The organism is [Zimmermannella] alba NBRC 15616 (assembly GCF_001570905.1).
Taxonomy (GTDB): Bacteria; Actinomycetota; Actinomycetes; order Actinomycetales; family Microbacteriaceae; genus Pseudoclavibacter; species Pseudoclavibacter albus.
Genome location: NZ_BCSO01000003.1, coordinates 1 through 20,148 on the forward strand (window position 1 = coordinate 1; position 20,148 = coordinate 20,148).

Annotated in this window: 16 protein-coding genes and 2 pseudogenes; 2 read left to right on the forward strand and 16 right to left on the reverse strand. The window is 68.2% G+C overall.

Features of this window, described 5'->3' with window-relative positions:
• From ZAL01S_RS03625 to ZAL01S_RS03630, 3 genes and pseudogenes are all read right to left on the reverse strand, one after another.
• Positions 1 to 660: pseudogene (locus ZAL01S_RS03625) on the reverse strand (hypothetical protein); the annotation flags it as partial.
• Between the two features lie 6 nt (positions 661 to 666).
• Positions 667 to 735: pseudogene (locus ZAL01S_RS10760) on the reverse strand (zinc ribbon domain-containing protein); the annotation flags it as partial.
• A 166-nt stretch (positions 736 to 901) separates the two neighbouring features.
• Positions 902 to 1,720, reverse strand: coding sequence for a M15 family metallopeptidase (locus tag ZAL01S_RS03630; RefSeq protein WP_159421570.1), 819 nt, complete (start codon positions 1,718 to 1,720; stop codon positions 902 to 904).
• Positions 1,721 to 1,792: 72 nt separating this feature from the next.
• Between ZAL01S_RS03630 and ZAL01S_RS03635 the strand changes: the two genes are divergently transcribed.
• Positions 1,793 to 2,089, forward strand: a complete 297-nt coding sequence (locus ZAL01S_RS03635) for a GNAT family N-acetyltransferase (RefSeq protein WP_083523034.1) — start codon at positions 1,793 to 1,795, stop codon at positions 2,087 to 2,089.
• 19 nt (positions 2,090 to 2,108) lie between these two features.
• Here the strand turns inward: ZAL01S_RS03635 and ZAL01S_RS03640 are convergent, their stop codons facing one another.
• The 5 genes from ZAL01S_RS03640 to ZAL01S_RS03660 all read right to left on the reverse strand — a co-directional run bounded on the left by ZAL01S_RS03640 (position 2,109) and on the right by ZAL01S_RS03660 (position 6,946).
• Positions 2,109 to 3,311, reverse strand: coding sequence for a M15 family metallopeptidase (locus ZAL01S_RS03640; protein ID WP_066079920.1), 1,203 nt, complete (start codon positions 3,309 to 3,311; stop codon positions 2,109 to 2,111).
• 61 nt (positions 3,312 to 3,372) lie between these two features.
• On the reverse strand, positions 3,373 to 4,422 hold the full coding sequence (locus ZAL01S_RS03645) for a lipoate--protein ligase family protein (RefSeq protein WP_066079923.1): 1,050 nt from the start codon (positions 4,420 to 4,422) through the stop codon (positions 3,373 to 3,375).
• A 46-nt stretch (positions 4,423 to 4,468) separates the two neighbouring features.
• A complete protein-coding gene (locus tag ZAL01S_RS03650) occupies positions 4,469 to 5,371 on the reverse strand; it encodes an alpha/beta hydrolase (protein ID WP_066079926.1) in 903 nt (300 codons plus the stop codon).
• Between the two features lie 58 nt (positions 5,372 to 5,429).
• Positions 5,430 to 5,861 (reverse strand): hypothetical protein, encoded by a 432-nt coding sequence (locus ZAL01S_RS03655; protein ID WP_066079930.1) that lies wholly within the window; start codon positions 5,859 to 5,861, stop codon positions 5,430 to 5,432.
• The gene (locus ZAL01S_RS03660; RefSeq protein ID WP_066079933.1) at positions 5,858 to 6,946 is read right to left on the reverse strand and encodes an ABC transporter ATP-binding protein; all 1,089 of its coding nucleotides are present in this window, start codon (positions 6,944 to 6,946) and stop codon (positions 5,858 to 5,860) included. The genes ZAL01S_RS03655 and ZAL01S_RS03660 overlap by 4 nt, the downstream gene beginning before the upstream one ends.
• Before the next feature lie 230 nt (positions 6,947 to 7,176).
• Here ZAL01S_RS03660 and ZAL01S_RS03665 point away from each other — a divergent pair, with 230 nt between their 5' ends.
• Positions 7,177 to 7,623 carry a hypothetical protein gene (locus ZAL01S_RS03665; RefSeq protein WP_066079936.1) on the forward strand — a complete coding sequence of 149 codons (447 nt, stop codon included), beginning with the start codon at positions 7,177 to 7,179 and terminating at the stop codon, positions 7,621 to 7,623.
• A gap of 42 nt (positions 7,624 to 7,665) precedes the next feature.
• Here the strand turns inward: ZAL01S_RS03665 and ZAL01S_RS03670 are convergent, their stop codons facing one another.
• From ZAL01S_RS03670 to ZAL01S_RS03705, 8 genes are all read right to left on the reverse strand, one after another.
• Positions 7,666 to 9,045 carry an FAD-binding oxidoreductase gene (locus ZAL01S_RS03670; RefSeq protein ID WP_066079938.1) on the reverse strand — a complete coding sequence of 460 codons (1,380 nt, stop codon included), beginning with the start codon at positions 9,043 to 9,045 and terminating at the stop codon, positions 7,666 to 7,668.
• Positions 9,046 to 9,196: 151 nt separating this feature from the next.
• Complete coding sequence (locus ZAL01S_RS03675; RefSeq protein WP_066079941.1) at positions 9,197 to 13,675, reverse strand: aldehyde dehydrogenase family protein; 4,479 nt, start codon at positions 13,673 to 13,675, stop codon at positions 9,197 to 9,199.
• Between the two features lie 67 nt (positions 13,676 to 13,742).
• The gene (locus tag ZAL01S_RS03680; protein ID WP_066079944.1) at positions 13,743 to 14,702 is read right to left on the reverse strand and encodes a carbohydrate kinase family protein; all 960 of its coding nucleotides are present in this window, start codon (positions 14,700 to 14,702) and stop codon (positions 13,743 to 13,745) included.
• 63 nt (positions 14,703 to 14,765) lie between these two features.
• Positions 14,766 to 15,821: a DNA-3-methyladenine glycosylase family protein gene (locus tag ZAL01S_RS03685; RefSeq protein WP_244875320.1), complete on the reverse strand. Its 1,056-nt coding sequence runs from the start codon at positions 15,819 to 15,821 to the stop codon at positions 14,766 to 14,768.
• Positions 15,822 to 15,900: 79 nt separating this feature from the next.
• Positions 15,901 to 16,467 carry an acyl-CoA thioesterase gene (locus ZAL01S_RS03690; protein ID WP_066079949.1) on the reverse strand — a complete coding sequence of 189 codons (567 nt, stop codon included), beginning with the start codon at positions 16,465 to 16,467 and terminating at the stop codon, positions 15,901 to 15,903.
• Positions 16,468 to 16,611: 144 nt separating this feature from the next.
• Entirely contained in the window at positions 16,612 to 17,985 is a 1,374-nt protein-coding gene (gene hemL / locus ZAL01S_RS03695; RefSeq protein WP_066079952.1) for a glutamate-1-semialdehyde 2,1-aminomutase, read from the reverse strand.
• Positions 17,982 to 19,049, reverse strand: coding sequence for a porphobilinogen synthase (hemB, locus tag ZAL01S_RS03700; RefSeq protein ID WP_083523036.1), 1,068 nt, complete (start codon positions 19,047 to 19,049; stop codon positions 17,982 to 17,984). The genes hemL and hemB overlap by 4 nt, the downstream gene beginning before the upstream one ends.
• Entirely contained in the window at positions 19,046 to 20,119 is a 1,074-nt protein-coding gene (locus tag ZAL01S_RS03705) for a uroporphyrinogen-III synthase (protein ID WP_083523037.1), read from the reverse strand. Before ZAL01S_RS03705 ends, hemB begins: the two co-directional genes overlap by 4 nt.
• Positions 20,120 to 20,148 lie beyond the last annotated feature (29 nt).

Here is a 20,148-nt window from a genome sequence, read left to right on the forward strand (position 1 = left end):
AGCATCCGGCGTCGTCGCGCGGCGGGCTGCGGGCTCGGCTGCGGGTTCGGCGGCAGGCGCAGGGGTGGAGGTCGGAGCAGCCGGGGCGCTCTCGCGTTCCTCGGCCTGCTCGGGTGCCGCATCCTGCACCGGGAGCTGCTTGGTCGCGGGCTCGCGCTGTTCGTTCGGCGCATCGACCGAAGCGTCGGTCTGGTTCACCGACTCGGCGGCAGGCGCCACTTCCTCAGCCGGTGCCGCGTTCTGGGCAGCCGCCTGCTCCATCGGCGAAATCGTCGTGAGGTCGGGGTTGAAGCGACGGCGCGAACGACGCGTCATCGGGACTTCCTGCGGCAGGTCCTTGTGCGGGTCGCCGTTGAGGTCGAAGCTCTCGGCGGCAGTGCCCTTGCGGCGGTAGCGCGAGAAGAAGTCGTCGGCGTCACCCACCGCGAGCGCGTCGTCATCCGCGAGCTCATCGTTCGTGCGCGGCGTGGAGGCGTTGAAACGGTAGCCCTCGGTAGCGCGGCGTGCTGGGACGGGCGCGGGAGCCTGCTCATCGGCGGCGTTGTCGGCGCCGGAGTCGCTGAGCTCGGCCTCGTTCACGCGGTCGCCGAGGCGGATGCCCTCCGCGAAGCGTCCCTGCGCAGCATTCGAGAGGCCACCGAGTCGAGTCTTGGGCGCCACGAGTCGATAACCGCACTCCGCACAGAACTTCTGTGCCTCGCGGACCTCAGCACCGCATGTGGGACACGACCTCATGAACAACCTCCAGATTGCGCGCACAACAACTGCGCTCGTTCATGCCTACAGGATGAGGCTTGAAGCCAGCCCCGGGCACACCGCCTCGCAACCGAATCGTGCCCTCGAAGGGACACATTTCATGATGCAGATGGAGGTACTCCCCCGCTGGTCGCAGAGGCTCAGGCTACGCGCTCGGCGGCAAGCCCAGGTAGCTCTCGAGGCTCGCCTTGCCGGACTGCTTGATTTGGGCGGCCATCTCACTGCCGACGTAACGAAGCACCCAGGGCTGCGCCGAGACGCCCGTCTCAGCCTCGGCGCCCGCCGGGTAGCGGACGATGAAGCCGTACTCGTGGGCATGCTCGAGGATGAACGAGCCCTGCGACGTTTCCGAGAAGCAGGCGGCTTCCGAGCATTCGTTGTTGTCGAGCGTGACGTTCACGAGCAGACCTGTCTGGTACTCGGAGTGGCCGGGCTGGCCGACCGTCGCCTTCGCTTCAGCTTCACCCTTGGCCGCAACGGCCTCTTCGTAGAGCGCAGCCTGGTCGCTCGCGGCGACGTACGCCTTCCCCGCCGAGATGCTGTAGCCGTAGGTGTGCCAGCCGGTCGCGATGAGCTGCAGGAGCGCATCTGCCGTGTCACGGCGCAGCTGCGCGCCCTCGGGGGCGTCGACCCCGACATCCGCCAGCGCGACAAGGTCATCCGGTGCGTATTCGAGCTGCACGAGCGGACGCTTCGGGCCGACCACGACCGAGAGTGAATCCGGGGAATCCACATCGGCGGCGAGCGTCGGCGTCGGACGCGCTTCACTCGGTGCGGCGCTCTGCGCAGGCGCGGTCTGAGGGGCCGCAGGCGCTCCGTGGAGAATCTGGTTGACACCCATCCACGACACCGCGAGGGCACCGACGGCGAGGATGCTCGTCACGATCCACGACACGGGCGACGAACGGCGCCCACTCGTGCTGGAGGCTGGGCGTCCGGATGCTGCGCGTCGTTCACTCGTCACCTCTTCAGCCAACCACATTGCGCGGCCTCCCGCCTTGCGCCAGGCCGCAGGAAGAGCCGCTAACGTCGCCGCATGGACTCGCAGCCCGGCATCACGATTGCCCACAATCCAGCGCGTTCTCGCGTCGTCGCGATTCACGGCGGCGAAGAGATCGGCTTTATGAGCTACCGCGAGGATGCGGGCGCGATCGTCATCGACCACACGATCGTCGATCCACGCTTCCAGGGACAGGGCGTCGCCTCACAGCTTGTCCGCGAGGGACTAACGGCGCTCGCCGAAGCATCACCGAAACGGGTCGTGGCGGCGTGCAGCTACGTGCGGATATGGCTCGGGAGGCATCCCGAGTTTGCCCACCTCACCGAGTGGTGAGGGGCCGCGAGGCCTCACGCTAGCTCGCGTAGTCGGGCGCCGGTGTTGAGCCGAGGAAGCTCTCGAAGCTCGTCGCCCCGTTGTTGCGGTACGAGGTGGCTGCCTCGCGGCCGATGTAGCGGAAGTGCCACGGCTCGTACTCGTATCCGGTCACCTCGGTCTGCCCGTTCGGGTAGCGGAGGATGAAGCCGTACTCCCAAGAGTGCTCCGCAAGCCAGGCTCCTGCACCGGTGTCGCCGAAGCAGGTGTCGAGGACGCAGGTGCCGCCGATCTCGGAGATGTCAGCGACGAGACCCGTCTGGTGTTCGCTGTAGCCGGGGCGTGCCGAGGTGAGGTCAGCGCCCTCCTGCCCGAGCGAGCGCACGAAGCCGTTGTAGAGCTCTTCCTGGGTGGCGTAGGGGCGGTAGCCGCTCGTCATGTCAAGTTCGTAGCCGGCCGCGCGGGCTGCCGCGAACATCTCGGCGAGCGCGGTTGCGGCTTCGCTGCGCATCGGGTGACCGTTGGAGGCGGAGACGCCGAGGGTGGAGAGGTCGACGAGGTCGCTCGGCTCGTACGTGGAGGGCTCGAGCGGGTGAAGCTTGTTCACGAGCACCGTGAGGCTGTCGGGCGAGGTCTGGTCGAGCGTGAGCGGCTGGCCGGGTGCCGACGCTTGGGTGCCATCATCGACCGGAGCTTCGGCACCTGCATCGCTATTCGCGCCAGCATCCTGCTGCTCGCCGGGCGCTGCACCCTCGGGTGCCACGCTCGGCTGCTGGGTGTGGTTCGTCCAGCCGTTCGGCTCGGGTGCGCGGAAGAACTGCGGGATGAGGAGGGCGAGGAGTGCCGCGAGGACAAGGAGCACCACGCCAGCGAGGATGAGGCGACGACGACGAGTGTTGCGGGCGGCCCGCTGGCTGCGGGCTGTATTGGGCGCGGGCGCAGCGGCGGGGACGACATCCGCTGAAGAAGGCTCGGGAGCGGCCTCCTCGTCAACGAGCGACTCCGGCGCTGCCTCGGCCGGGAGCACGCGCGTCTCGTCGAGGGCTGCAGTGTCACCACTGGCGGGACGCGAGGATGCTGGTGCAGCGCTCGCGGCGCGTGCGGGACGCGCGGGGGCGGCGCCCTCAATGTCGATATCGGCGTAGATATCGGGCTCGACATAGCGGTCAGCCCAGCTCGGGTCGATCCCGCGGGATGCCTTCGCACCCTCCGTGCCGTGGCCCGTGTGCTGCCCGTCGCTCATTTGAGATTCCTCCACCGTTCGCTGCGCGTACCGAGCATGCCATGATCCCGAGACATTCCGGCTACGGCACCCGGTAGGTCCATTCCTTGGAGTTGAACTTCGACTCGGCAAGCTCTTCAGCGCGCGCGAGTTCTTCCGGACGCAGCTCGTCGAAGGTGCCGCCGTGCTGCGACATGAAGGTCTTCGTGAGCGAGTCGATGATGTCCTGGCGGGCCATACCGGTCTGCGTGCGGAGCGGGCTCACGCGCTTCTTCGCACTCGTCGTGCCCTTGTCGGAGAGCTTTTCGCGGCCGATCCGGAGCACGTCGACCATGGCATCCGCGTCAATGTCGTAGCTGAGGGTCGCGTGGTGCAGCACCGCGCCCGAGCCGAGACGCTTCTGCGCGGCACCACCGATCTTGCCGTTCGGGCTCGCGATGTCGTTGAGCGGCTGGTAGACCGCTTCGATGCCGAGCTCGTGGAGACCGTCGAGCACCCACGCGTCAAGGAAGGCGTACGACTCCTGGAACGACATCCCCTGCACGAGGTCAAGCGGAACGACGAGCGAGTAGGTGACGACGTTGCCCGCCTCCATGAACATGGCGCCACCGCCGGTGATGCGGCGCACGACATCCACATTGCGGCGCTTCGCCGCCTCGAGGTCGACCTCGTTCTTCACCGACTGGAAGGAGCCGAGCACGACCGCCGAGGAATCCCAATCCCAGAAGCGCAGCAACGGCTTCGAGCGGCCCGCGCCAACTTGTTCGGCGAGCACCTGGTCGAGGGCGACGTGCACGCGCGGGGCGAGCACGCCCGGGCGGAGGATGCGGAAGTCGAGCTCACGCCAGTCGATCGCCCGCGTAATGGCACGGCGGACGACGATGCCGATCGCTTCGGGCGTGACGCCAAGGAGCGTCGTCCCCTCCGGGATGGCGTTCGAGATGACACGGGCGATGTCTTCAGCGGAGCTGTCAATCGGGAGGCCCTTGAGGGCGTCATTCATGACCTCGAGCGCATCATCCGGGTCGAGGAAGAAGTCGCCAGCCAGGCGCGGGTTCGCAATGCGGCCGTCCTGTTCGTCGAGGTCAACGACGACGAGCTTGCCGCCGGGGACTTTGTATTCGCCGTGCATGGGGTTCTCCTCGAATGGATGGTGTGGGGATGAGGTTGAGGGTGCCCTAGCGGGCCGGGAAGTGGTCGTGGAGCCACGCGATGAGGCCCTCGGTGATTTCGTCGCGGTTGCGCTCAAAGAAGACTTCGTGGCGGGCCTCGGGGTAGATGCGGAGCGTCACGTCCGAGCATCCGCTCCAGCGCCGGAGGGCACGTGCGAGCATCTTCGGGCCGCGAGCGCCGAAGCCGAGCGGGTCGTTGCTGCCAGCAAGGATGAGGATCGGGAGGTCGCCGGGGCTGTTCGGGTCGAGGCGGTGCCGCGGGAAGCTGAGAAGCTGCACTGCCTGCAGGCTCGACCACACGGGCTGCTTCGCCGTGTCGAAGCAGTAGGGGTCGGCGGCGAAGAGGGCACGCTGTTCCTCGTCGCGGCTCAGCCAGGCAAGTCCGGTGTCGTCGCATGCGGCGTAGGCGGCATTGAGCTTGCCCGGATTGATGAGGCCCGGCACGGGCAGGGTCGTACCCGTGAAGACAGCGGCAGAAAAGAGATGCCCGGAGTGGTTGAGCAGCTGCTGGCCGAGGAGCGAGCCCCACGAGTGACCAAGCAGGATGAGGGGGCTCTGCTCTGCACGGGATCGCGCGAGGCGAGCCACATCGCTCAGTGCGCGCCGCGCCCGCAAATTCGTCCCCGGGCCGACCCTGCCGAGCCCGCGTCCACGTTCGGCGGTGAGTCCGTGACCGAGGTGATCCGGCGCGATGACACTGAACCCGGCGCCGGCAAGCCGCGCTGCGAGCGGCCCATAACGTCGGGCGTGTTCGCCGACGCCGTGCGCGAGCAGGATGGTGCCGCGCGGCGCCTCGACGAGCCGCGTGTGGACGACCATTTCGTCGCCCTCGCGAGTGCGCAGGATCTCGAAGTCGGTGAACCCGCGCGCCTCGGAAGCGTGGCGCTCACGTGCTGCGGTCGCGTTCATGATTGCTCAGCGTAGTCCTCGACGTGACCGGCACAACAGCCCTACCGAGCGTGCCCGACTAGTGCCACTCGCTGCCGTGCGGCGGGATGACCTCGCGTTCCGTCGGTGGAGGCATCCGTCGTCCCGGCCCCTCGGGCGGGTCGTTCGCGCGGACCACGCCGATGCCGCCACCGATCGTCCAGGCGAGCAGGCCCGAGGCAATGACGGCCATGATGAGCCCGTAGCCGTCGGCTATGAGGCCAATCGAATCGAACCACCACATGAGCGCGACGCCCGAGATGATGAGGATGCAGCCCGCCCAGAGCCAGCCGCGGAAGGTGCGCAGACCGCGAGCGCGCTGCTCGTGGGTCATGGGATGACGTCCAAGTCGCTCACGAACCGGCGGGAGGCTGCCCGTGCGGTAGCGCCAGAGCCAGCTCTCGACGCTCGTGAACATAACGACAACGAGCGCGAGGAGCGCGATGGTGGGCAGCACGTAGGGATTCGTCACGGTGAGGCCACCTCGTTCGTGGCGGCGTCGAGGCGGAGTCCGCTCGCAACGTCAAAGCAGTGGATGCTGTCAGCACGGGCCGCGAGGTGCAGGACGTCGCCTGTGGCAACGCGCTGCGCGCCGCTCACGCGCGCGACAATCTGCCGCTCCTCGCCTGCGATCTCGGCGGTGCCGTACACGTGGGCGTCGGCGCCGAGCGCTTCGACCATGTCGACGCGGAGGGCGATGCCGCCCTCGGTGACGAGTTCGAGATGCTCCGGGCGGATGCCGAGCGTGACCTCGGCAGCATCCATTGCAGGCACCGTCAGGCGCTGGCCGCCGAAATCCACGGCGTCCTCGGTCACAGGAAGCTGGAGGAGGTTCATGGCGGGTGAGCCGATAAATCCCGCGACGAAGACATTCGCGGGACGCTCGTAGAGTTCGCGTGGCGGGGCAACCTGCTGGAGCGTGCCGTCCTTCAAGACCGCGACGCGGTCGCCCATCGTCATCGCCTCAACCTGGTCGTGGGTGACGTAGACCGTCGTCGCACCCAGGCGGCGCTGCAGACGTGCGATCTGCGTGCGGGTCTGCACGCGAAGCTTTGCGTCGAGGTTCGACAGCGGCTCATCCATGCAGAACACGGCAGGTTCGCGCACGATGGCGCGGCCCATCGCAACGCGCTGACGCTGGCCACCGGAGAGCTCCTTCGGCTTGCGGTCGAGGAGCGGCGTCAGGTCGAGTATTTCGGCGGCTTCGTGCACGCGGCGGCGGATCTCATCCTTCGGGAACTTCTTGCGCTTGAGCGCGAAGCTCATGTTCTCGGCGACCGTCATGTGCGGGTAGAGTGCATAGTTCTGGAAGACCATGGCGATGTCGCGGTCTTTCGGGTCGACATCCGTGACGTCCTTGCCATCGAGGCGGATCTCACCACTCGAGATCTCTTCGAGACCCGCGAGCATACGCAGCACCGTGGACTTACCCGACCCCGAAGGGCCAACGAGCACGAGGAACTCGCCGTCGGCAATCTCGAGCGAGAACTCGTCGACCGCGGGGCGCTCAGCACCCGCATAGACAAGACTCGCACGATCGAATGTGACGCTGGCCATGGGACTCCTTCTCCCGCCGGTAGGCACGTACCGGACGATCCGTTGCAGGGATGCTTCGAGCCTACGCCGCACCACCGACATCCGATTTCGCCCGGGGCCCGTGATCGCTCCTGGCGCACGAGGACGCGGATACGCGACGAGAAACGGAGGCAAGGTCACGCGCTCGATTGATGTTCTGCTCGGCTCGGGCTGTTGAGATAGAGGCATCCAGCAATCCAGGGAGTGGAAGCGTGATCGATCTCAAGACGACGAAGATGACCGAGCGACTCGTTGCGGTCACCGCGGCCGTGGCAGTGCTGCCGCTGCTCGCAGGGTGCACGGCGCTCGCGGGCCTCAACGGCGGCAACGAGCCTGCGCCGAGCGAGACGGCCACGCCGGTCACGTGTTCCACTGAAGGTGCCGAGGGCGAGGCGACCGAGAGCGAGCAGCAGGCCTGCGACGAGCTCAACGGCACCTCGAGCGAGGCACCCGAGTCGAGCGAATCGCCTGAGCCTGGCCAGAACGACCAGGACGGCGACCACGACCAGAGCCAGCAGGATGGCGGCAACAGCCCGAAGCCGAACCACACGCAGGGCGGTTCGGGCTCACACAGCGGTGGCGGCTCCACGCACGACAACGGCACCACCGGCGGCCACAACGACGACCGCCCGCAGCTGACCGCCAGCCCGCGCCCGTAGCGTTCCGCGCGTTCAACGCGGGCGCGCAGCACGGCGGTGCCGCTACTGTTCGGGGGCGAAGACCTTGCCGGGGTTGAGGATGTCCTTCGGGTCGAAGAGGCGCTTGATCTGCTGCTGCAGTTCGTACTGACGCATGCCGAGTTCCTCGCCGAGCCAGCGGCGCTTGAGGAGCCCGATACCGTGCTCTCCGGAGAGCGTGCCGCCGAGTTCGAGCGCCTTCGTGAACATCTCGGAGGCCGCCTGCCAGACGTGCTCGGGGACGTCATCCAGGCTCCCCTCAAACACGATCGTCGGATGGAGGTTGCCGTCGCCCGCGTGGCTCGGCGTGGCGATGAAGAGCCCGTAGCGTTCGGCGATGTCGTCGAGGGCGTCGAACATCTCCACCATCCGGTCGCGCGGCACCGCGACATCCTCCACGAGCATCGCTTGCCCCATTGCTTCGACCGCGAGGAAGCCGTTCCGGCGCACGTCGACGAGGCTTGCGGCGGCTTCGGGGTCAGTCGTGACTTCCACGTCCGCGCCACGTTCGCGGGCCAGGGCAGCGATGGATTCGGCTTCGTCGAGGGCGGCATGGCCATCGGTTTGGATGAGGAGGTAGGCCTCGCCGCGGCTCGCGAAGTCGATGCCGTTGTAGTTCGTAATGGCGCGGAGCATGTGCCGGTCGAGGAGTTCCATGATGGCGGGCTGAAGGCCGCGGCGGGTGATCTCGGCGGAGCAAGCGGCGGCATCCGCGATGCTCGGGAAGTAGCAGCCGATCGTGGGGACGACGCCGGTCACGAGCGGGCGGAGTTGCAGGGTTGCTTCGACGATGACGCCGAGAGTGCCTTCGGAGCCAATCATGAGCGCGCAGAGGTCGTAGCCGGTGACGCCCTTCACAGTGCGGTGGCCGACTTCGAGCAGTTCGCCGTCGGCGAGGACGACCTTGAGGGCGAGGACGGCTTCGCGCGTGACCCCGTACTTGGTGCAGAGCAGGCCGCCCGCGTTCATGGCGATGTTGCCGCCGACGCTCGAGATGGCTTTGGATGCGGGGTCGGGTGCCCACCAGAGACCGTGCTTCGCGAGTTCGGCGTTGAGTTCGCCGTTGAGGATGCCGGGTTCGACGACGCAGAGCTGGTTGTCGACGGAGATCTCGTGGATCTGTCGCATCCGCTCCGTGGAGAGGACGATTTCGCCGTCGCCAGCGATGGCGGCGCCTGCGAGGCCTGAGCCGGCGCCGCGCGTGACGACGGGGGTGCCGTGGGCGTGTGCGATGCGGAGCGTGGCCTGGACGTCGGCGATCGATTCGGCGCGCACAATGACGAGGGGGCGGCCGGTAGCGTACATGCCGGATCGGTCGGTGCGGCAGGCTTCGAGGGCGGCCTCGTCGAAGTCGAGGCGGGGGCCGAGGGCGGCCTGAAGTTCGGTGACAACGCTGTCTGACATAACACCAGGGTAGTCGCGCGTCCTGACGGCCGACGCACGCCCCATCCCGCGGGAAATACCGAGGCTTGCGTCAAATACCGAGCGTTGTCGTCGGTATGTGACGCATCCGTCGGTATTTCGTCCGGAGGGGATCCACGGGATGCGCCCCGGACTACTCGCCGAGGAGGGGGTTGCCGGGGTCGGAGGCGGGGGCGTTCGGGTCGACGAGCTTTTCGTGGGCGAAGAGCTCAACGACCATGTCCTCGGGTTCACCGTAGCGGTGGGCGGCGAGGGAGATGGACTGTTCGCGCAGGAACGGCAGCAACTCCAAGCGTCCGGCTGCGGTGACCGGGTTCGACCACACGGAGGCGTCAGCATCCGCACCGAGCGCGGCGCACACAGCGGCGCGACCGCCACCGATAAGGCGGATCCGGAGCGCATCTGCACCGTCGGTCTTGATTCGGGTGAGGTGTTCTTCGTTTGTTTCGAGGCGGATCTTCACGCCCCACTTCAGGAGCAGATCACCGATGGCGGCGGGGATGTCGATGCCGCTCGAGAGGTCGATCTTGCGCGCACGGGCGATTTGCGCAGCGACCATGATGCGGACGAGGTCTTCGAGCTTGCCGCCCTCTTGCACGCGCACGCTCACCGGCACGGGGACGTAGCGCATGAGGTTGCGTTCGAAGGCAAGGTTCGTGACATCCGCGGCTTCACCGAACTCTTCGTTCCAGGCGATCTGGTCGGAGAGGGCGCTGCGGCGCACGATGTCGAAGCTCTCGTACGGCATGTGCTGCTGTGCGGTTTCGATGAGGGCGCGGGCGCGCGGGTCGAGGCCGCGCAGGTGGAGGGTCTGCGACTGCTCGCCGTGGTTTGGTGTCCACGAGCCGAGCGAGATGACCTGGTTCGGGCCGCCGGACTTGTAGCGGGTGCCGATGTTGGAGCGCTTGCAGCCACCGAACGGCATCCGTTGCGGTTGGTTGAGCAGCAGGTCGCGGTTGACGTAGAGGTTGCCGGCTTCGACGCGGCGGATCCATTCACCGATCTCGGCGCGGTCGCGCGAGTGGAGGCCCGCTGAGAGGCCGAACGGGGTGGAGTTCTGGATGCGGATGGCTTCGTCGAGCGTGAGGGCGCTCATGATGCCGAGCACGGGGCCAGCGAAGTCGGTCGTGTGCGTGTAGGAGGCAGGCTGGACGCCGAGGCGGACGCCCGGGGTCCACAGGCGCCCGGTGTCGTCGAGCTGGCGCGGTTCAACGAGCCACGATTCGCCTTCGCCGAGCTGGGTGAGGGCGTAGCGGAGGCTCCCGCTTGCGGGTTCCGCGAGGGGGCCGACGTGGGCGCTCGGGTCGCTCGGATAGCCGACGCGAATGGAGGCGACGGCGTCGGCGATGAGTTCCAGCATCCGTTCGGAGCGGGCGAGGGTGCCGACGAGGATGACGTTGCTGAGGTGTCCGGGCGTCTGGCCGGTGCCGACGAAGGCGCTGCGCACAATGTCGATGGCGGCCTGTTCGAGGTCGGCGCTCGGGGTGACGATCATCGTGTTCTTGCCGCTGCCGCCGCCGATGAGCGGGAGTTCGGGTCGCCAGCGGAGCATGTCTCGGGCGGCTTCCCAGTCGCCGGTGAGGAGGACGCGTTCGATGCGGGTGTCGGTGACGAGTTCGCGCGAGAGGGCTTCGTCGGTGAAACGGTCGTCGTCGCAGACAGCAAGCTGCATGAGCTTCTCGTCGAGGTCTGCGTCCCAGAGCACGCGCGAGAAGACGGCGTAGCCGCGCGCGAAGCGCGGTTCGGGCTGCAGGATGACGGCGGATCCGGCAGCGAGGGCACCGAGGACGCTGACGGCTCCGGCTGAGAGATTGGCGACGCCGGTTGGGACGGCGAGACTCACGCCGATCGGGTCGAAGTCGGCGCCCTGCATGCGGTCGAGCTGTCGGGCGAGGTGGGCGGAGTGGTTCGCGAAGTCGATGACGCGGCTGACTTCGTGGTCGACCTCGTTGAAGGGGGTGCCCTGTTCGGACATGATCACTTCGATGAGACGGGCGCGGTTTGCTTCGAGCGCCTTCGCGATCTTTTCGAGCACGGCGGCTCGTTCCCAGCCGGCCTTGACACCCCACGGCTGTGCTGCGGCTTGGGCGTCAACGAGGAGCGTTTCGATGCGTTCGGCGTCGCGCACGCGGTGGAGTTCGGCATCCGCGAGCCCGAGTTCGCTGCGGGTGATGCGGCGCTGGATGCGGCGAGCCCATTCGCGGTTGCGGGCGATGGTCGGGTCGGTTGCGGGTGCGTGCCGGAAGGTGTTGCGGAGGATGCGGCCGCGGCGAAGGCCGAGGACCACTTGCGTGAGGCCGGGGAGGGGGCCGGATTCGGCGGGGTTGTAGGGCTCGGTCTCGAGGCGCGAGCCGGAGGCAGCGGGTGCGTCGTCTTCGAAGTCTTCGATGAGGGCGTCGGCGGGTGCGCTCGGTGCGGCGGCTGCAGCGGCGGCTGCGGCGCTCGTGTGCTCGGCGCGGGGCGTAGTTTCGCGGCCGCCGGTGGCGCGGATCGTCTCGTAGCTGCCGTCGTCGTCATCGAACATGTTCTCGGGGAACAGGTCGAGTTCGATGCCTGCGGTGATGGTGGCGGCGTCGTCCGCATCCACACGTTCTTGGCGACGGAAGGGGTCGACGGCGATGAAGCCGCGGCGGGCGGCAGCGTCGAGCAGGCGGGCGTCGTCGGGGTGGACGCCGTCGGCTGCGCGGCGCGGGACGATGCGCGTGCGCTCGAGTGACGCGATGGCGTCGCGGCGGGCTCGGACTCGACGGATGAGGTACGGGACGGCTTCGCGCAGGCTCTCGTCGGGCGAGAGTGGTGCGCGGACGATGATGTCGGCATCGTCAGCGAGTCGTTCGATGGCGGTGTCGCATTCGCCCCAGGGGACGACGACGCGGGGCCGCTGCCCGAGGTGGCGCCCTGCTGCGAGGGCGAGGGCCATTGCGTGGTCACGCCAGAGCGGGGAGTCGACTTCGGCGCGGACGGCGCCGAGGTGTTCGGGTGCAAGGAGTTCTTCGAGGGCGCGCACCATGGACGCGTCGATGTCTTCTCCGTTCGTGAAGGAGGCGAGCTGCCAGCCGTGGTTGGCGGCTTCGATGCGTTCGCGGGCGATTTCGCCGTCGCGGGTGACGGCAATGACGAGGGGGCCGCCGAGGTCTTCGCGGCGCATGTGGGCGATGCCCGCGAGGCGGCGGACGAGGCCGATGGATTCGGGGAAGGCGACGGGGATGGCGATGCCGAGCGGCACGTCGCGCAGTTCGGCGACGTCGGCGAGGCGCTGGATGACGCTCACGCCGAGGTCGAGGTGCTCGGAGTGGCGCACGCGCAGCATGATGAGTGCCGGGTGTTCGCTGTTGAGGGCGAGGCGTGCGATCGGGGTGATGCGGGCGACGACGCGTTCGACGACGCCGTCGAAGTCGAAGAGGTCGATGAAGGGTTCGAGTGAGTCGACGTCGATGTCGAGTTCGTCGATGTTCGGGTTCTTGGCGAGGTCCGCGAGCTCGTCCATGCGGGCCTGGAGTGCACCTTCGCCGAGGGTGGTGGCGTGCTGCGGGGCGATACGGATGCGGGCGCCTTCGCTGCGGGTTGCCTCGAGCTGTGCGTCGCGCTCATCGTTGTTGACGAGGATTTCGTCGCCGAAGATGCCGCGTGTGGTGCGGGCGAGTGCGCGGACTGCGATCCAGGGGATGCCGGGTCCGGCGAAGGCGCCGAGCTGCAGGGCGCGGCGGGTGCTGCGGCGCAGGGTCTTCGGGAAGTGTTCGCGCAGGTCGCCGAGGCCGTTGCCGCTTGCGAGAGAGTCGCGGGGGCGGATGACGTCGTCGAGGAGGTTCGCGAGGAAGGTGTCTCCGCCGGGTGCCTGGAGGGCTCGATCGAGTTCGGGGGTCGGGTCGACGGCGTCGCGCTGGCGCACGCCGCGAGCTTCGAAGACGGCCGTTTCGCCGGCGCGCTGTGCTTCGTCGGCGGCTTCGCGCCAGCGGTTGAGGCGCTCGATGGCCCCGGAGAGGACGTCCTCGACCGAAGTGCGGGTCGGCTCGTCGACGATGATCGGGAGCTGTGCGGTCGGTGGGTCGGCGGGTTCGCTGTGGTCGGCGGGTTCGGCGGGGGATGCTGTCTCGTCGCTCGGCTCGTCGGTGGCGGATGTCTGCGCGTCGCCGAGTTCGTGGTCGTGCTCGTGGTGTTCTGCCTCGTCGTCGTAGTCAACGTCTGCGGCGTCGCGTGTCTCAACGTCGTCACCCGCGTCGGCATCCGAATCCGTTTCGCGCTGAGCGCGTGGAGTGCGGTCGTCAACGAGTTGCCACTGCTCCGGATCGGCGGGTTCACCTTCGGCGGGCTGGATACCGGCTGCCTCAGCAGCGGGTGCGACCTCGGCCTCGGCGGCGGCCTGGAGGGCGTCGCGGTCGAGCGCGGCGACGTCGGCCACGCCCTGCTGCGGGCCGGACTGCTCGGCATCAGCATCGGCTGGGCCCTGGGCTTCGCGTGCCTGCTTGGCACGGATCGAACGCACGAGTTCTGCGCGCTCGACGCGGCGCGCGGTGACCTCTTGCAGGTCACGCGTCTCGAGTCGGCGACGGCGTTCGGGCTGTGGCCGTGCAGACTCGTCGCGGGTGTCTCCAGAGTGCGAGGTGTCGGCCATGGTGGAAGCGTAACGATCCCTCCGGCAGCAAGGCTCAACGCCACGCGCCCCAGGGGGATCCGCCGCGTCAGGACTCGGCGGCCGGGCTGGGGTTGGCGGGCTGGCGGATGCCGCGGATCCGATGTCCGGCGAGATGCATGGCACGGCGCAGGAAGCTGCGGGCCCAGGCTTCGTCGACGGCAGCATCCGGGCCATGGTCTTCGCGGTGCTCGATGAGCTGAGCGACGGCGAGGGCGGTGACGAGGTCACCAGCACCCACGGTGTCGATGACGGGACCCGCAAGCTCGGCGGCGGGTTCGTGCACGTCGAGGCCTTCGCGGTTGACCCAGCGACCGCCGAGGGAGCCCTCGGTGGCGAGGACATTCCGGGCGCCGAGATCGAGCAGGTAGCTCGTGACCTCATCGACGGGCGCATCGAAAAGAAGCTCGGAGTCGGATGCGGACAGGTGCACGAGGAGGGCACTCGAGGCGTGACGCTCGATGCGCTCCCGCACAAGCACGAGGTCGTCCTCGGCACCGATCGGCGGTTTCGCGTCGAGGATGAGGCGGTTCTGCGGCTGCAGGACCGAGTCGAGCAGGCCGCGGTGCTGCTTGCGGTCGTGGAAAGCGAAGCCGGCCACGACCACGAGGGGCGCGTGGTCGATCGTGTCGAGCTGCTGCTGGTCGAACCCGATGCGCTGGGTGACGGGATGCTCGACCTTGCGCTTGACGCGGTGCTTCTTCTGCGTGAGGCGGAGGCGTCCCGTCGCCTCACCTTCGCGAAGCGTGCAGAAGGCACGAACGCCGAGGTCCTCGAGCGCTTCGGTGAGGAGTTCTGCATCGTGGTCTTGCCCGAGCGACCCGACCAGGGCACTCGCGTGGCCAAGGAGCGCAAGCTCGCGGGCAATACGGAACGCAGGACCGCCCGTGCGCAGGACGCGATCGTTCGCGTGCCGAGCCTTGAACTCTTCGATGACGGCTTCGCCAATGACCGCGATGGGTGCGCGGAGCCCTGCTGCGTGGTCTCGTCGTGCAGTGAGTGCGGCCATGCCTGGATTCTCACACGAAGCGGTGACGGGATGTTTTCGCGTGGCGCGCACCGCCGCATCCACCTAGCGATCACGATGGTCCTCCACCGTCATCCGTGGACCGCGTCGAGGCTTGCCGCCCCTGGCAAGGCCGATGAGCCGCACGACACGCTGGCGGTGCCCGCGCCACGTCTCAAGCAAGGCTGCCGCCGCGAAGTCGTCGCCGATCTCGCCGCTCAGCGCCCACGTGATGTGCCCGGCGAGGTGGTAGTCACCGAAGCTGGGCGCGTCTGGGTCGCCGTGGGAGCGCTGGGTCGTCTCGGCCGCCGTCCACACGCCGACGCCCGGGATGCTACGGAGCCGAGCCGTGACTTCCTCACTCCCCCGACCAAGCTCGAGCGTCCGCTCGAGCCCAGCTGCCGCCCCCGCCGCACGTTGCAGTGTTGATCGTCGCGAGAGATCAACCCCCGCGCGATGCCACTCCCACACTGGAATCGCCCGCCACTCTTCGGGACTCAGCGGCGCGCGCAGGTGCCGCGGGACGAGCCCCTCCGGCCCGGGCGCCGCCACAGCAAAGCGCCGATGCAGATACCGCCACGCACGCCGAGCCTCGAGCGTCGTGATCTTCTGCTCAAGAATCGCGGGCGCAAGCGACTCAAACACAGCACCTGTGCGCGTCAAATGAAGCCCCGGATGCCGACGCCACGCCTCGGCGAGCGGTGGCGGCAGCGTGCGAGGGTCGAGCCCCGACCAGTCGTCCCCACGGCCAAGCAACTCCGGCGCCGAGGCGATGGCACGCTCGGCGCCATCGCCGAAGGCCACGAGCCGCGCGCCGTGACGGGTGGGCCGGATGACGAGCGTGGCAAGACCCTCCGGTGTTCGCGTCACGCGCCACCAATCCCCCGTGGCGGGATTGCTCCACATGGTTGGGTCGTGTGTGCCGCGAGGCAGCACCCCAAGTGTGAGCCCGACATCGACCGGCTCGCGCGGCTCGTAGACCGCCTCGACTCGCCGACCTCGCCACGGCACCTCCCCGGCGCGCACCTCGCCGCGCGCAGGCATCCGCCCTTCGCGGGCACGCCAATCACCGCTCCTCGACGGGGCTGGAGCGCGCGTTGCGCGAAGCGTGGACGTGGTCATGCAGGCAGTCTCACCGAGACCACCGACATTCGATGTTCACCACCACCGGCCAGCGGCGTTTCCGCCGATCAGCGATGAATTATCGAGTGAATCCCTCGTCGTCCCACACGCTCGGCGCATCCTGTCGCGTCGACGGCAGGCGCGTCGCCTCGTGCCACACGTCGATCCACTCCGGCACGCGGTGCGGCAGCTCCTGCAGCTCCGGCACGGCGCGCTCAACGTCCTCCATGTTCACGCGGCCCTTGCGGCTGATGATGCGGGCGCGAATGTAAATGCGCGCATAGATCTCGTTGTTCGCAACGAAGCGGTGCTCGAGATAGAAGTCACGCAAGTCGAGGCCGAGCAGGCGCGTCTCCAGGATGAAGTGCTGGTTCCATTCGAGCGACTTGCGGTAGGTCGTCGTCTGGGCGGCCACTACCGGGTACCAGCCGCGCTTGCCGAAGCGACGCCACAGGCCCGTGCGCAGCATCCACTCAAAGCGGCCAAGATCGGCAATCGTGAGATAGGTGCCGTTGTTGACGTGGCGGTAGATGTCGAGGTCGCCGAGGTTCACGCGCAGCGGCGTCCGGCACACCTCGCCCACGCTGAGAGCGCCCTCTCGACGCGAGCGCAGCCACACCTTGAGCATTCGAAGGAAGTACTTCACACAGCGAGGGTACCGGGATGCGGCTCGACGCGGGATGCCAAGCTGGCGGCATCCTCAACGCGAAATACCGACTGCCGCGTCACATACCGACGACAACGCTCGGTATGTGATGCAACAGTCGATATTTGATGGGACGCGCAGCGCCTACGCAGCCGTCGCGGCGGCAGCAGCGCGAGCAGCAGCCGGAAGCGCCGCCTCCATCCGCTCCATCGCGCGGTCGCCGTGCTCTGCCGAGCAGAACCACGCCTCGAACGCCGACGGCGGCAGCGAAACGCCACCCTCGAGCATGGCGTGGAAGAACGCCGGGTAGCGCCAGGTCTCCTGCTTCTTCACCTCGGCCTCGTTGCGCGGGCCGCCCTTCGTGCCGGTCCAGCCAAGCGCCTCCCCGTCACCGAACGCGAAGGAGAAGAGGTTGCCGACGCGCTGCATCGAATACGCGAGCCCAACCTCGTCGAACGCGGAGCACACCATCCCGGCAATCGAATTCGCGGCAGCATCCACGGCCTCGTACACGCCCGCATCCGCAAGACGCATCGTGGCAAGACCAGCCGTCACCGCGATCGGGTTTCCGGAGAGCGTGCCCGCCTGGTAGACGGGGCCCTGCGGTGCGAGCTTCGCCATGATCTCGCGCGTCGAACCGAGCGCCGCGACGGGCATGCCGCCGCCGATGACTTTGCCGAAGGTGTAGATGTCGGCCGTCCAGCCACCCGAAACCTCCGGGCCGCCGAGGCTGCGACCCGACTGCTCCTCGCCCCACCAACCAGCAGGACCGGTGCGGAAACCGGTGAGCACCTCGTCGCAAATGAGGAGTGCGCCGTGCTCGTGGACGATCTCGGCGAGCGAGCGGTTGAAGCCAGCATCCGGCTCGACGATGCCCATGTTGGCGGGGGCTGCCTCGGTGATGACGGCGGCAACCTTGCCCGGGTGCTCGGCGAAGACGGCGCGCACGGCGTCGAGGTCGTTGTAGGGGACGACGATCGTCTGCGAGGTGATCGCCTCGGGCACACCCGCCGAGCCCGGCAGCGCGAGCGTGGCGAGGCCCGAGCCTGCTGCGGCGAGGAGGCCGTCCGAGTGGCCGTGGTAGCAGCCAGCGAACTTCACGACGAGGTCGCGGCCCGTGTAACCGCGGGCGAGACGGATGGCGGTCATCGTCGCCTCGGTGCCGGTCGAGACCAGGCGCACCTGCTCGATCGGCTCCACGCGGCGCGCGATTTCTTCTGCGAGTTCAACCTCAACCGTCGAGGAAGCACCGAAGGAGAGTCCGCGCGAGACGGCCTCCTGCACAGCCCCAATCACCTCAGGGTGGCCGTGACCGAGGAGCATCGGGCCCCAGCCGCACACCATGTCGAGGTACTCGTTGCCGTCAATATCCGTGACGAAGGCGCCCTTACCGGAGGCGAGGAACGGGGGCACGCCGCCCACCGAACCGTAAGCGCGCACGGGCGAGTTCACACCGCCCGGGATCGCCGCCTGAGCGCGCGTGAACCACTCGCTCGAGTGCTGTTCGTTGAGGGTCATCGAAGGCCTCCTTCAGCTCGCAGCCACCGAGCGGCCTCGACGGCGTAGTAGGTCATGACGGCGTCTGCGCCGGCGCGGCGAATCGAGGTGATCGCCTCGAGCGCGGCAGCTTCGCGGGAAATCCAGCCGTTGCGTGCGGCAGCCTCGATCATCGAGTACTCGCCCGAGACGTGGTACGCCCACACCGGGATCGGCAAGGCCTCGGCGACATCCGAGAGCACGTCGAGGTAGTACGTCGCGGGCTTCACCATGACGACGTCGGCACTCTCTTCGACGTCAAGCATCGCTTCGCGCAGGCCCTCGCGACGGTTGGCGGGGTCCATCTGATAGGTGCGGCGGTCGCCCTTGAGCTGCGAGTCGACGGCCTCGCGGAAGGGGCCGTACAGCGCGGTCGCGTACTTCGCCGAGTAGGCGAGGATGAGGACGTCCTCGAAGCCTGCTTCGTCGAGTGCAGCGCGAGCGACGGCAACCTGGCCGTCCATCATGCCCGACATGCCAAGGAGCGCCGAGCCTGCCTCCGCCTGCGCAATCGCCATCTCGGCGTAGCGCTCGAGGGTGGCGTCGTTGTCGACCGAGCCGTCGGCTGCGAGCACGCCACAGTGGCCGTGCGAGGTGAATTCGTCGAGGCAGAGGTCGGTCTGGATGACGATGTCGTTCCCAAGGTCGGCAGCGAGCGCACGCGTGGCGCGGTTGAGGATGCCGTCGGGGCTCGTCGCGGCCGAACCGTATTCGTCACGCGTTTCCGGGATACCGAACAGCATGATGCCGCCGACGCCGAGCGATGCGGCTTCTTCAGCTGCCGCACGGAGCGAGTCCTCCGTGTGCTGGAAGACGCCCGGCATGGAGCCGATTTCGCGCGGCTCGTCGATGCCCTCGCGGACAAACATCGGCAGGATGAGTTCGGCCGGGTCGACGCGCAGCTCGCGCATCTGGCGGCGCATCGCAGCCGACTGGCGCAGGCGACGCGGGCGAACGATCGGGGCCCCAGCGCGGGCAAGCGCCGTGCCCGAACTCGCACCGCCAACCGCACCTGGAGTCTCGGGGATGCCCTCGGCCTTCGTCATCTCTCGTCGTCCTTTCGCTGGACAGGTCGTGGCTCATCCACGACGGGAATCTCGTGTGCGGGATCGTGGAACGCGCGACGCCGGAACCACGGCATCCGATGCGACTTCTTGCCGTCGACGGCGTCGGCATCCGGGTCAACATCTGGTTCGTCACTCTCGGACGCAGCCGAGGAGGCACCACTCGTCGCTTGCGCCGCGGGAGCATTCAGGTTCGCCCCGTCGATCTCAGCATCGAGGGCAGCCTCGGTTTCCAGCGCCCGCAGCTCGGAGAGGTCGATCGCGCTCGTGACCGGCATTTCGGCGCCGCGCGCAAGCCACTCGAGGCCGTCCAGGAGGGATGCCACGCTGCGCTCCTGCGCAACAACATCGATCCGCAGGCCAAGCTCGCGCGCGTCCTTGGCCGTGCGCGGGCCAATCGCAGCCAGGCGAATCTCGCCCGGCATCTCGCCGAACTGGTTGAGGATCTGCTCGGCGACCGAGCCGCTCGTCACGAGCATGGCGCGGATGCGGGAGTTCCGGATGTCGTAGCGGATCGACTCAGCCGCGGGCACGCCAACCGTGCGGTAAGCAATGACCGAATCCACCGAGTGCCCGCGCCGCACGAGGCCATCACTCAAGACCGGCTTCGCGACCTCGCTGCGCAGCCAGAGCACCTTGATCGGCGGCTTCCCGCGCTGCGCCTCGGGCCACTCGACGAGGAGTCCCTTTGCGGAGTTGTCGTGGTTCGGCACGAAATCGACGCGGTAGCCGGCCGCCGTGAGCGCGGCGGCGGTCGTCTCGCCGACGGCCGCGACGAGCGTGCACTCGGGCAGCACAGCACCCATCGAGTGCATGACATCCACAGCCGTCGCGCTCGTCACAGCAAGCCAGTCGTAACGACCCGCCGCGAGCTCTTCGAGCGCGGTCTGCAGCTTCGGGGCGTCTTCGTCGCGCGGGCTCGCAAAGTTGATGAGCGGCGCGACAATCGGGAAGGCACCGCGAGCGCGCACGGCATCCGCGACATCGCCGCCCCACGAACCACCGCGCGGCACGAGGATCTTCCATCCCTTGAGCGGACGCTCGAATGTCATCGGTGCCTCCTCCCTCGCGTCGCCGCGAC